Here is a 13,565-nt window from a genome sequence, read left to right as displayed (position 1 = left end):
GAAAAGGCGACTCTTTAACGGTGTCGCCTTTTTTGATGTATAGAAATTCATCATTCTTTTATAAGTATCATTTTTTTTCCCTTACTTTGCATATCTAACAGTTACATTCCATTTTGATATGCGTTACTCTGTCATAATCCCCGTTTACAATCGTCCTGATGAAGTGGACGAGTTATTGCAAAGTCTCACTGTGCAGCACTTTAAAGATTTTGAGGTCGTTGTAGTGGAAGATGGTTCTTCCATTCCCTGTAAAGAAGTAACAGACCGATATACAGGCCGGCTGGACATCAAATACTTTGCTAAACCCAATTCGGGACCGGGACAGACCCGTAATTATGGAGCCGAACGCAGTGAAGGGGAATATCTTATTATACTCGATTCTGATGTGATTCTGCCCGAAGGATATTTCGATGCCGTAGAGACAGAACTTCTCGTTTCTTCTGCCGATGCTTTTGGCGGTCCTGATCGTGCGCACGATTCTTTTACGGATATTCAGAAAGCGATTAACTATTCCATGACCTCTTTCTTCACAACGGGCGGTATCCGTGGCGGGAAAAAGAAGATGGATAAATTCTATCCCCGTAGCTTTAATATGGGAGTGCGACGCAAAGTGTACGAAGCTTTGGGAGGATTTTCCAAGATGCGTTTCGGAGAGGATATTGATTTTAGTATCCGTATCTTTAAAAATGGCTATACCTGCCGTCTTTTTCCGGATACCTGGGTGTATCATAAGCGTCGGACAGATTTGAAGAAGTTCTTCAAGCAGGTGCACAACTCCGGCATTGCCCGTATCAATCTTTATAAGAAATACCCGGATTCTCTTAAGCTGGTTCATTTGCTGCCTGCCGTATTTACGTTAGGAGTAGCGCTTCTACTGCTAGGAACTCCGTTCTGCCTTTTCAGTTTTACACCGATAATTCTCTATGCACTATTGGTATGCATTGATTCTACTATTCAGAATAAGAGCTTACCTATTGGCATTTACTCCATTGCAGCCGCATTTATCCAGCTTATCGGCTATGGAACAGGCTTTTGGCGTGCATGGTGGCAGCGTTGTGTAAGAGGGAAGGATGAGTTCGAGGCTTTCCGAAAGAATTTTTATAAATAGTCAAACTCTTATTTGTCTACTGGCATTCCTTTTTTTGCTTAAAAGAAAAGTTGTCTGACACCCGGGTCTCGGCACGTCTGACACCCGGGTCTTGGATATGCTGACACCCGGGTCTCAGTATCATTGACACCCGGGTGTCAGACAAGAAGCGTTAGCATGGAAAAATTATTCCGGTTGCATACAAATAATGTTTTTGATTAATCCTTTAAATCCCATCTGTTTATCGCCAATCTGTTGTAAAGGGAAAATCAGGGTTTCCTGATACCATATACTATCTTTTTTCTGCGCTTTTAAATTGTAAGATACGCCGATGCGTCCTTCCAGACGTTCCTGCAATTTTCCGTTTATATAAAGCGAGGTTCCTTTCTTGTCCCCTTCTATGCGAACTTTAGTCCATGTTTCCACTGGCAAACGGTAGGCGTGGAATACAAATTCGTAGCCGTCGCGGCGAAAAGCGAATTTGCCTGTATTTTGCCAGTTCGTGATAAAGACAGAATGTGGGCCTTTGAATACGACTGCATCAATATTGGATTTTGTATCCGGACGGATTTCGAATTCCACTGCATACGGATAACCGATTTCGGAAATGGAAGTGAGAAGGGAGTCGTTGCCTTGCAAGATGATTTCTTGTTCGTGCGGAGTCAGTTCTTTTCTACCGTCTACCCGCGCTTGTAAATTAACTCCCGGTGCTTCCGGTGTTCGTTTGCACAGGTTTTCGAATGTATTAAAGGATATGTTGGCTGTATTTTCTCCTTTCCAGAGCTTTTCGGCTATCATCTGCATGGCAGGAAAGGTACGTATGTGTACATCCTGCTGGCTGATACCATTTCCGACGCGGTCGTTCCACACGGCAAACATGGCTCCTGACAGGTTAGGGGAGTACTCTGTCATTTCCCCTTTTTTCATCATACGTGGCGACCAGTTTTCATAGAGCCATTTATATTCGAGAAAGTCATGGTAGTAGTTTACGGATGGTACGATGTACAGAAATTCATCGCAGGTATTGACAACCTTAGCTCCTTCTTTCAGTGCGGTTTCCATGTCCATCCAGTTGTAGTTCCATGCGTTGACGGTTTTTCCTTTCAAATTGACTGGAGTATCTCCTTTCATATGTTTCAGGCTTCCCCATAACCGGGGATTCTTTCCGTACCCGGAAATATATTTCAAATAGTAATCAGTGAAGTAGCGGAATTGTTCCGCCTCTTTGAGGTTATATTCGTCCGTACCTATATGCACGTCCGGTCCGAGAAACACCGGTTCGTCCCCCGCAAGATATTCATTGAATAAAGTATCAAGGAAATTGTACACTTCTTTCTTGTAGAGGTCAAGATGATCCATACCATATTCTTTCTTGTCGGCTGCCAGGTTAGGGTTGTAATGGGTAAAGGCAAGTGAATGGGCGGGGACATCTATTTCGGGAATGATATTGATGCCATAACGCGCTGCCATTTTCTGCAAATCACGAAATTCTTCTTTAGTGTAAGAACCATCTTTTGCCGTCAATCCCGGAAAACAGTCGCTTTCAAGCCGGAAAGCAGCGTATGTCTTCTTCCAGTCATTATCGAAAAACTCGACGAAGCCGTTATCATTCAGATGTATTTGCAACTCGTTCATTTTGTAGAAGGAGAGGATTTTTATATAATCCCTCAAATAGTCTATCGTAAAGAACTTTCTCGCTACATCAATCATCATTCCCCGGTGCGAATACTGTGGATAGTCTGAGGTTTTCCCCTGCAAGATTCCTGAAGGCTGGTTATGAAGCATTTGCAGTAGTGTGCGCGTTCCCCAAAATACGCCTTTTACGGTGGAGGCTTCAATCGTTACACGGTTGTTTATATTCATTTCATAACCTTCTTCTTTTGAGGAGGTGGGGGAGTTTTTCAGAGACAGGTAGATGGAGCTTTTTTCCGGTTTGCCGGAAATTACCTGATAATTCCATCCGAACATAGCTTTCAGGTCCTTTGTTACTATCTCCGCAGTTTCTTTCAGCAGGCTTTCCGCTTCGGGCGCAACGATTATTTTTCCAGTTGCCGGCAGTGCCAGCTTTCCTTTTCCTGCTTTCCAGTTCTGTAAGGAGGGAATCACTTGGGGAATATTGACTTGTGCATTTGCTACCATACCCAGCAGCAATAGGATACATAAAATACTTATCTGCTTTTTCATGCTTATTAGATTTAGTTTATACTTATCTTACTGATGCAAAATTAGGATGTTTGGAAAGAAACATGTTCCAAAAATAGACTTATGGATTCCAAAAATCATTTATTAAATGAAATAAGACTACCTTTGTGCTCTCAATTATATAAATAATGGAAAGTAAACACAAACTATCCATCACCCAGTGGGCACCGGAAGACCGCCCGCGGGAGAAAATGATGGAGAAGGGAGCAGCCGCATTAAGTGATGCCGAACTACTCGCTATATTAATCGGCTCCGGAAATACGGAAGAAAGTGCTGTCGAACTGATGAGACGCCTGCTCCTGTCTTGTGATAACAACCTGAACTCACTGGCTAAGTGGGAGGTGTGCGACTATTCCCGTTTTAAAGGAATGGGACCTGCAAAGAGTATTACTGTCATGGCAGCCCTTGAACTCGGCAAGCGACGGAAGCTGCAAAGCACAAAAGAAAGGCTCCGGATAACTTGCTCAAAAGACATCTATGAGATTTTTCAACCGATTATGTGCGACCTTGAACAGGAAGAATTCTGGGTCTTACTCTTGAATCAGGCGACTAAACTGATTGACAAGGTACGTATCAGTACCGGCGGCATAGACGGGACTTATACTGATGTGCGTACCATTCTCCGGGAAGCGTTGCTGCAAAGGGCTACGCAAATAGCCGTGGTACATAATCACCCTTCCGGGAATCTTCATCCCAGCCAGCCGGACAGGACGTTGACGGAACATATCCGCAAAGCGGCGGATACAATGAATATACATCTGATAGACCACGTTATAGTCTGCGAAGACGGGTTCTACAGCTTTGCGGATGAAGGATTGCTCTGATTTCAGGGCAACCCTTATTGCTGCCCGTTCTTACATTCATTCTTATACTGCGTCGGCGTCTTGCCGGTGTATTGCTTGAATGCGGTACTGAAATAACGCAAAGTAGTGAAACCTACCTGGTCGGATATTTCTGTAAACGTAAGGTCGGTCGTTTTCACCAGAACGATGGCTTGTTCCAACCTGAACTTGTTGATGTAGTCGTTTGCGCCCATATCGGTAATGGCTTTGAGCTTGTTGTAGAGTGAAGTCTTGCTCATGCCGATTTCCTTGCAGATAAAGGGGATATCCAACGCGGGGTTGCTGATATTCTCCCGGATAAGCTTGTTGAATCTGAGCAGGAATGTTTCGTCAGCCTGACTGAAAGTACTTTCCAACGGTTGGGGGAAGATACCTACGTGCTGATAATGCTCTTTAGTCTGTTCCCGGTTGTACAAACGATTTTGTATGATTTTGATAAGCGTGTCTATCTCAAAAGGTTTTCCTAGATAGGCGTCGGCGCCAATCTTGTATCCGTATTGACGGCTTTGTTCGTCGGTACGTGCCGTAAGCAGTATGACGGGGATATGGCTGATGCTGATATCTTCTTTCACTGCTTTGCATAAGTCGTAACCGTTCATTCGCGGCATCATTACGTCGCTTACGATAATGTCCGGCACTCGCTCCCTGGCAATCTGCAAAGCCTCTTCTCCGTCATAAGCTATATAGATAGCCTTGAACAAATCTTTCAGTTCCTTGGAAAAGAAGTCAGTCAGGTTCCGGTTGTCGTCTACCAATAATAAGGTATGGTTTCGTGTAGAGAAATCACGGACTTCGGGAGTATTTATATCATCAGTTACGTCCGGTATAATCAATTCGTTGATATAAGGTTTCGGCTGGCAGGTCACCTCGCCGGCTGTCTGTTCCAGTGGCAGGTCGAAGAAGAAAGTCGCCCCCTTTCCCTCATTGTTCACAACTCCGATTTTACCTTTGTGCAGTTCTACCAGCATCTTGGCATATGACAGTCCGATGCCGCTTCCGCCGGTTTCCCCGTCGCCCTGATAAAAGCGGATAAACACTTTATCCATGTCTGCTTCCTTTAATCCTTCTCCCTCGTCGGTTACGGAAATGCGGACGTATTCCCCTTCCTTATGGGCCCGTATAGTGACAGTGCTATGCTCAGGACTGTGTTTCAGGGCATTAGTCAGCAGGTTGGTTGCTACAATTGTGCACATGGCTTTGTCGAATACAACTTCCCCTATGTTCTCGTCGAGTTGATAGGCTATTTGTAGTTGTTGGGCTGTTCCCTCGTCTGTAAAGTCGGCTCCCACTTCTTTTATCCACTCGTTGAGCGGGTGCGCCTGGAGTTTGAGCTTGGTTTCGCCGACTTCCATTTTACGCACGTCCAGCACCATATTAATAAGGTCTTTCATGCGCTGTGTCTGCTTGTGTATATTCTTTAGCGACGGATAGTTGCTGTCCGACGGGCTCAATGTCTTTAGGATACGACTCAACGGAGCATATATCAGTGTCAGTGGAGTTCTCAGCTCATGGCTGATATTGATTAGGAAACGTACCTTTTCTTCATAAACTTTCTGTTCGTGCTCCTTTACAATCCATTTCATCTTGTTTTCCTTGCGGCGGAGCAGGACAAAAACAATCCATGCTACTATGATGGTGCAGCAGATAATGCAAAGAGAGAGAAACCACCAAGTCCTGTACCAGGGCGGCAATACGGTCAGGGTGAAAAGATATTGAGGCTCAGTCAGGTTCCCTTCCTGGGTGTTGCAGCTTGCCAGGATAGGGTAAGTGCCCGGTGCAAGAGAAGGGATTACCAGTTCCGGATTGTAGCTTTCCGCATCGAAGCCGCCCATTTGGTAATGATAGACTTTGAGACGCAGAATATCCCCGCCGTAGGTCATTACACGAATTTTGATATTCTTGCTGTTCCAGGGAATGGATATCTTGTTCTCATGCAGTTTATGCATCTTGTTCTCGCCGTTGATAGTGAATTCGGATAGGCGGATTTCTGGAGAATCCGTGCTTTTCTCTATCTTTATGTCCGCGTTGATGCGAAGCAGCCCCTTCACACCACCCATATAAATAGTGCCTTTGGGCGATATCAGGCGAGGTTTGGCAAGATATTCGTTTTGGGTGATACCATCAGTTTCTCCGAACAGGACAAAGCGTTTGGCATCAGTGAGCCAGACAAATAACTTCCGTTCGGCTCCTATCCACACTTTGCCTTTATTATCACAAAGGACGGTGTTGACCTCGCTAAACAGAGATGTCGGAATCTTTTTAAACTCCCGGCTGTCGGGATGATATGTATAAAGTCCGCGGGTACTTGCAATCCAAAATACCCCTTCGCCGTCCTTCGATACGGCATTGAGATAAATTCCTTGGGGAGCATTAGCGAATATCTCCAGCCTGTTTTTTGCACGGTCCAGCTTATAGATATTATACGGGTCATTCAGATATGTATAGAGGGAATCATGGGCGATAGAAGCCAACATTCCTTTTATCTTGATATTCTCTGCACAGGAAACCTGTTCAAACTTCCGGGTCGGAATATCGTATCTGTATGGAGTAGAACTCAATATTAAAACGGAGTGCGGTGCGTCCTCATACAGATTGATAGGTTGCCCGCTGTACCGGATACTTTTTTCCAAAGAAGGTGCGGTGATGGGAAGAGGGCGTTTCTTTCCCGTACGTTTGTCAAATATGAAGATGCCTTTCGAGAAAGCGGAAACCAACAACTCGTTGGACGTGAAATTGCTGATAGATACCATTTTATCTCCCCACGTATCCGGATAATGCACAAATATTTCTTCGGAAGAGATGAACTTGTTGATTCCCCCGCCGTCCGTCGCTATCCAAAGGTCTTCGGAACCGGGTTCCTGATATACTTGCAATACGGTACTTTGGCTTAATCCTTTGTTGTAGCCCAATACAACATTGGTATATGTCCTCATGGAGACTTCACGGATGTTTATAACCCCTTCCCGTTTGCTTCCCGCCCATATATTATTGGCTGAATCACCATGCAGGCAGAGTATTGTGTTGGTGGGAAGTGAATGGTTGTCTCCCGAAATATGCTCCAACAGGGTGATTTCTCCATTGTCCGGATTGAGGATATTAATTCCTCCGCCGTCTGTTCCGAGCCATATTTTACCTTCCAGTTCCGTCATACATAGAACGATGTCACTGCTTAGTTTGGAATTACGGGTGGAGTAGCTGGCTATTTCCTTACCTTCTTTCGAGAAACATAAGACACCGTTGTTGTACGTCGACAGCCATATCCGTTGTTGGGAATCGACCAACATTTCCACATTACTGTCTCCGAACCGGAAAGGAAACGGAATCAGCTCCGGTGTTTTCGGATTCATCTGGAATATTCCTTTCTGCCAGTTCAGGCAAAGGACAATATCCGATTTCCATACCTGTACACCTCGTATAATGAACGGGCTGTCTGTCTTGAACTCATGTATGCGTGAGATTTCATCGCTGTCATAGGAGTACTTATATATATTATTGATGCCGCCGAATAGGAGTCCGTCGTCTGTTTTGCACACAGAATATGCCACAATCGGCCGGTTGTCCAATTTTGGAATAAAGAATTTGTCGTGGATAAGCGAGTAGCGCGCAATACCTTTCGTGGTCAGTATCCAAGTGGCTTGCTGGTTGTCTTCGATAATTTGGAGAATACTGTCGCCGGGCAGGGAATTCTCGTTGTCCGGTTGAGCGGTGTATTTTTTCAGTTCTTCGCCGTCAAACCTTATAAGTCCTTGCGGGGTGCCAATCCATATAAATCCTTTCTGTTCGGTATAAATGCAACTGATAATCGAAGGCATACCGCTTTTCGAACCGATTTGCTTGAAATCGTAATGATGTCCAATTGCAGGGAATATGCTTATTATCAGAAAGATTAGCAAACAGAAAATATGTTTTATCTGACTGGTTTTTCTCATGAATTGGGGATTTAAAGGAATAATGGTGAAGCAAAAGTATGACTATTTCCGCTAAAACAAAAGAAATGTTTCTGAAATTATCATTTGAATGATTATTTTTGAGCCTTGATAATTCCTGTTACTATTCTTATGGAGAATATCTCCGGTGGCATGCTGGTTTCTTAGAATAGCCCGAAGTATGTCTAAAAATGGAAAGCTGATGTTTTTTGGAAACATTTTGGCGATTTCGTGAACTCGTCAGTCTGATAAAAGGGCTATTTTTGAACCAGAATTTAAGGTACGGCAGTTGGCTGCCAACCCTTGAAAACCACAAAACTTTTAGTATTAACTTTAATATAATGTTATGAAGAAAATGCGGATTAGGATGCAACTCGTGTGTCTCTTTTCGATGCTTTTGCTGTTCTTCCCTGTAAGAGCTCTTGCGCAACAGGGAACTGTCACCGGTCAGGTGGTGGATGAACGTGGAGAGTCTGTTATCGGAGCAACCGTACTGGTGAAAGGTTCTACCGATGGTGCTATTACCGATTTAGATGGAAAATTTGCAATTAAAGGCAAGGTGGGCAGCACTCTCACTATTACTTATGTCGGTTATTCCCCTCTGGAAGTGAAGGTAACCAAATTATCCGGAAATCGCTATGTGATGAAAGAAGACGCCAAGGCTTTGGATGAAGTGGTGGTAGTCGGCATGGGAACGCAGAAACGTAATACGATTACGGCAGCCGTTGCCACCGTCAGTTCGGACGCTATTGCCAACCGTCCGGTGACCGACGCTACCAGTGCGCTTCAAGGTAATGTTGCCGGTCTTAACTTTGCTTCGGATGCTTCCGAGAGCGGTACAGGCGGTGAAGTCGGCGGCGAAATCAAATTTAATATCCGTGGTATCGGTTCTATCAACGGTGGTGAACCTTATGTATTGGTAGACGGTGTGGAACAGAGTCTGCAGAATGTCAATCCTGCCGATATTGAAAGTATCAGTGTATTGAAAGACGCTTCCGCGGCAGCCGTTTACGGTGCGCGTGCCGCCTATGGTGTGGTATTGGTAACAACAAAAAGTGGAAAGCAGGATAAGGCAAGAGTGACATATCGCGGTTCCGTCGGTCTGAGTTCTCCGATTAATATGCCCGAAATGATGAACTCCGTGGAGTTTGCCAATTACAAGAACTCTTATCGGGCGGCTATCGGTGAGTCTCCTTATTTCTCACAGGAAACCATCGGGCTGATGCAGCAGTTTATGCAGAACCCTTACGGCGAAGGGCTTCCCGGCATAACGGCGAACCAGGAGAATACCGGCTGGCGTGGCGGTGAATCACAATATGCCAATACCGACTGGTTCGACTATTTCTATAAAGACACTTCTCTGCGCCATTCGCATAACCTGAGCATTTCCGGCGGTTCGGAGAAAGTTACTTATTATGTTGGTTTGGGATATACCTACCAGGGTGGTTTGCTGGACCGTGTGGAAGATTCACTGGATAAATATAACGTGAACACCAAATTCCAAATCAAACCGAATGACTGGTTGAAGTTCAACTTCAATAATAATATCACGTTGAACCTGATTTCGCGTCCGCTTCCGAACATGTCTATCCTGTATCATCAGATTTCACGGTCGCAACCCAACATGGTAACAGAAGTTCCCATTTCCGGGCAATATAACCTGCCGTCATGGAACGAAGCCTTGTATCTGGATAATGTGAACTACTCCCAAAACCGTATTTCGGATGCCATGACTTTTGCGGCTACGGTTACTCCTCTGCAGGGATGGGACATTATTGGAGAAATGAAAGTCCGTTTCGATGTGCAGAACGATGAGTTCCTGCAGAAACAACCCAGGACTACACGCCCCGACGGAACTGTCGAGAATGTGACTGCGCCCCGACAGGGATATTCCTATCCGGGCATTGAATATTCAAACTCGTTGTGGGGTTCGATGACCCGCGGCAACCAGTTCAATTATTACCTGTCTCCCAGCGTATCTTCTTCTTATACAAATCAGTGGGGAGAGCATTTCTTTAAGGCTATGGCAGGTTTCCAAATGGAGGTGCAGAACAACTCGAGCATGTATGCCTACAAAGACGGCGTGATGAGCGACGGCACATTCTCTTTCGACAATGCGAACGGTAAAGCCTATAACAGCGAAGCACGCGACCATTGGGCTACAATGGGATTCTATACCCGTTTGAACTGGAACTATCAGAATGTCTATTTCCTAGAATTCAGCGGACGTTATGACGGTTCTTCCCGTTTTGCCCGCGGCAATCGTTGGGGATTCTTCCCTTCGGCTTCTGCCGGTTACGATATTGCACGCACCGACTATTTCAAGCAATTGAACTTACCTGTTTCGCAGTTGAAGGTGCGTCTTTCCTACGGACGTCTGGGCAATCAGAACGGTGCCGGACTCTATGACTACCTGAACTTCATGACTCTAAGGCCCGATTACTCAAATGCCTGGTTGCTTTCCGGGATAACTTCTGCCACACCGGTGCGCGGTACGGTAGCTTTGACTCCCTCTATGGTAAGCCCCTACATCACTTGGGAAAAGGTAGATAATGCCAACCTGGGTTTCGATTTGAGCCTGTTTAATAATCGCCTGACCGTTACTGCGGATATTTACCAGCGTACGACGAAAGATATGATTGGGCCGGCTGAGGCTATCCCCGATATTGGCGGTATTGCTGTCGATCAGCGTGCGAAAGTGAACAACGCTACTTTACGGAATCGTGGCTGGGAATTATCCATTAATTGGGCAGACCAGTTGAAGAACGGTTTCAGCTATGGAATCGGTTTCAACATCTTCGACTATAAAGCGGTGGTAACCAAATATAATAATCCCGAAGGTTTGATTTACAATAACCATACCGGTCTGGAACGTAACAGAGGTTATTATGAAGGAATGAATTTGGGAGAAATATGGGGATATGAGGCTAATGACCTTTTCCTGACTAACCAAGAAGTTGACGAATACCTGAAAGGAGTGGATATGTCCTTCTTCAAACCGAATAAGGACTGGCAACGCGGTGACTTGAAATACATTGATTCGAATGGCGACGGTAAAATAGACCCGGGGTCAGGCACACTGAAAGACCATGGTGACTTGAAAGTGATTGGTAACACCACTCCGCGTTATTCATTCGGCGTGAACCTGCATGCGGGTTATAAAGGCTTTGAAGTATCGGCTTTGTTCCAGGGCGTGATGAAACGCGACTTCCCGATGGCCGCCAGTACCTACCTCTTTAGCGGCGACTCCAACTTCTTCAAGGAACATCTGGATTATTACAACGTATATAATCCGGGCGCTTACCTGCCTCGCTTGACTAAGCCGGACAGCCCCGAATATAACGCCAACGCAGGTTACAACACAACGCGCTATTTGCTGAATGCCGCTTATATGCGTTTGAAGAACCTGATGATTTCTTATAATTTTCAACCGAAGCTTGTGAAGAAGATAGGTTTGGAGAACCTGAAAGTTTACTTCACTTGCGATAACCTGTTCACGATTGATAATCTGCCGGATGTATTCGACCCGGAAACTCTGAACCAGGTAAATACATGGGCAGGTGGTAGCAACGAGACTGCTCCGGGCTTGACTTCCCCGATGAAGCAGAATGGTAACGGAAAGGTATATCCGTTGAATAAGAACTATGTATTTGGTGTTGAGTTTACTTTTTAAACTGTAGAGAATCATGAAAAAGATATATATACTGGCTCTTGCAGCCGCTTCAATACTACCGTTTTCATCCTGTTCTGATTTTCTGGACAGGGAACCGATAACCAAGCCGGAAGCTGGCACATTCCTGTCCGGTGCGATACAGGTTGAGAATTATATAAACGGACTTTACATGACACTGCCGTCTTTCAGCAAGTTCGGCCTTGGAGTTCGTAGTGAGGAAAAGAATAGCGATAATATCATTGCCGAGAAATACGACCAGCGTCTGCATGGTCAGAACAATCAGTTCAGCGGGGCTTCCGAATGGCAGACCGGCTATCAGAACTTGCGTAAAGTGAACTACTTCTTCCACAATTACAAAGTGCCGGAAGCACAGGAAAACGAAGATGTGCTTTCATTGAAGGGAGAAGCCTATTTCTTCCGGGCTTACTGGCACTTCTACCTGTTGAAGAAATTCGGCTCTATTCCGGTGATGGATACTTTCTGGGATGAAAATGCGACAGTGGAGGGATTGCAGATTCCTGCGAAGTCGCGCAATGAAGTAGCCAGGTTTATCCTGAAAGACTTGAATGACGCCAAGCTGTTATTACATTCGCGTAGTAAATACTCCGGTATCCGTGTAAATAAGGAAGCAGCTATGACATTGGCTATGAATGTTGCCTTATACGAAGGGACATGGGAAAAGTACCACGCAAAAGACGGTTTTGCCGCACCGGTCAATGAATCGGATTATTTTCTTGGTGAGGTAATGAAATGGGGGGATGAGTTATTTGAATGTGGCATCAGCTTATATAAGGAAGGAAAGAATCCGGGAGATGCTTTTGCCGCCTTGTTCAATAGTAAGGACTTGTCGGGTATGAGCGAAGTGCTGCTGTGGAGAAAGTATTCGAGTGACGAGGGCGTTTTCCATGATGTAAACGGCAATTTGAAAGCAGGTGTGGTTGATTCGGAAGGGGCTGCGGGAATTACGCAGAGCTTGGTGGACAATTACCTGAATCAGGATGGAACGCCTATTAATCCGGCGGATGAAAAGTTTATGAGTTTCAAACAGACTTTTGAAGGACGTGACCCCAGATTACTTCAGACGGTAATGAATGAAGGTGCCAAATTTGCTTCTGCTACTACGGCGACGCCCATGCATCTGGAAGAATACAGTGATGAAAATAAAAACAGGATTAGTCCGCCCAAATTGGCGGGAGACGGCAATTCACGTTCTTTGACAGGCTATCATATCCGCCTGGGGATAGATACTACTTTCGTGAGTGGCAATGGTGAGACTGCCTTGCCGGTTATCCGTTACGCGGAAGCTCTGTTGGCTTATGCCGAAGCTGCCGCAGAATTGGGAGAATGGAGCGACATCGTAGCGACTAAAACATTGAAAGAACTGCGTGCACGTGCCGGAATACAATATGTAACGCCTGTGAAAGATAATAACTTTACAGACTTCGGCTATGAACTGACTCCGGTTTTGCAGGAAGTTCGTCGTGAACGTCGTTCCGAACTTGCCTTGCAAGGCTTCCGTTTGGATGATTTGATGCGTTGGAAAGGCGATAAGCTGATTGTTGGCAAGCGTGGCAAAGGTGCTTATGTAGGTAAACCCGGCGATGTGGAGTCGCTCTTGTTCAAGTCGTTCAGCCCGGACAATCAGATGAGAATCAGGGAAAGACTGACACTTGACGATAATGGCTGGGCAGACCCGCTGGCAGGAACATTGCCGAGCGGCTATCAGTTTCATGCCGATAGGGATTATCTGTTGCCTATCCCGCCATCCGAACTGGAACTGAATAAGACTTTGAATCAAAATCCGAAGTGGTAATATAATAATGATATAATAGAAT

General features: G+C 45.3%; 6 protein-coding genes. 4 read left to right on the top strand and 2 right to left on the bottom strand.

Going from position 1 to position 13,565, the window contains the following annotated elements:
* The first annotated feature begins 118 nt into the window (after positions 1-118).
* The gene (locus AB5443_RS15655) at positions 119-1,108 is read left to right on the top strand and encodes a glycosyltransferase family 2 protein (protein ID WP_277132109.1); all 990 of its coding nucleotides are present in this window, start codon (positions 119-121) and stop codon (positions 1,106-1,108) included.
* Between the two features lie 165 nt (positions 1,109-1,273).
* Here the strand turns inward: AB5443_RS15655 and AB5443_RS15650 are convergent, their stop codons facing one another.
* On the bottom strand, positions 1,274-3,271 hold the full coding sequence (locus AB5443_RS15650; protein ID WP_277132107.1) for a family 20 glycosylhydrolase: 1,998 nt from the start codon (positions 3,269-3,271) through the stop codon (positions 1,274-1,276).
* Positions 3,272-3,417: 146 nt separating this feature from the next.
* Here AB5443_RS15650 and radC point away from each other — a divergent pair, with 146 nt between their 5' ends.
* Positions 3,418-4,113, top strand: a complete 696-nt coding sequence (gene radC, locus AB5443_RS15645) for a DNA repair protein RadC (protein ID WP_277132105.1) — start codon at positions 3,418-3,420, stop codon at positions 4,111-4,113.
* 14 nt (positions 4,114-4,127) lie between these two features.
* On the opposite strand, the gene AB5443_RS15640 is transcribed toward radC, so the two are convergent.
* Positions 4,128-8,060: an ATP-binding protein gene (locus tag AB5443_RS15640; RefSeq protein WP_283139975.1), complete on the bottom strand. Its 3,933-nt coding sequence runs from the start codon at positions 8,058-8,060 to the stop codon at positions 4,128-4,130.
* A 343-nt stretch (positions 8,061-8,403) separates the two neighbouring features.
* On the opposite strand from AB5443_RS15640, the gene AB5443_RS15635 reads away from it, so the two are divergent.
* Together AB5443_RS15635 and AB5443_RS15630 are read left to right on the top strand one after the other, a co-directional pair.
* On the top strand, positions 8,404-11,730 hold the full coding sequence (locus tag AB5443_RS15635; protein ID WP_368114120.1) for a SusC/RagA family TonB-linked outer membrane protein: 3,327 nt from the start codon (positions 8,404-8,406) through the stop codon (positions 11,728-11,730).
* A 13-nt stretch (positions 11,731-11,743) separates the two neighbouring features.
* On the top strand, positions 11,744-13,543 hold the full coding sequence (locus tag AB5443_RS15630) for a RagB/SusD family nutrient uptake outer membrane protein (protein ID WP_368114121.1): 1,800 nt from the start codon (positions 11,744-11,746) through the stop codon (positions 13,541-13,543).
* Positions 13,544-13,565 lie beyond the last annotated feature (22 nt).

It is taken from the genome of Bacteroides sp. RTP21281st1_H5_RTP21281_210402, from assembly GCF_040918965.1.
GTDB lineage: Bacteria > Bacteroidota > Bacteroidia > Bacteroidales > Bacteroidaceae > Bacteroides > Bacteroides congonensis.
Note: the sequence above shows the minus strand (reverse complement) of the source record. Positions and strands in the feature narration are given on the sequence as shown.

What these genes read in the sequence shown, in the direction of transcription:
- AB5443_RS15655 (WP_277132109.1), top strand. Translation starts at nt 119, where the DNA reads ATGCGTTACTCTGTCATAATCCCCGTTTACAATCGTCCTGATGAAGTG.
- radC (WP_277132105.1), top strand. Translation starts at nt 3,418, where the DNA reads ATGGAAAGTAAACACAAACTATCCATCACCCAGTGGGCACCGGAAGAC.
- AB5443_RS15640 (WP_283139975.1), bottom strand. Translation starts at nt 8,060, where the DNA reads ATGAGAAAAACCAGTCAGATAAAACATATTTTCTGTTTGCTAATCTTT.
- AB5443_RS15630 (WP_368114121.1), top strand. Translation starts at nt 11,744, where the DNA reads ATGAAAAAGATATATATACTGGCTCTTGCAGCCGCTTCAATACTACCG.
- AB5443_RS15650 (WP_277132107.1), bottom strand. Translation starts at nt 3,271, where the DNA reads ATGAAAAAGCAGATAAGTATTTTATGTATCCTATTGCTGCTGGGTATG.
- AB5443_RS15635 (WP_368114120.1), top strand. Translation starts at nt 8,404, where the DNA reads ATGAAGAAAATGCGGATTAGGATGCAACTCGTGTGTCTCTTTTCGATG.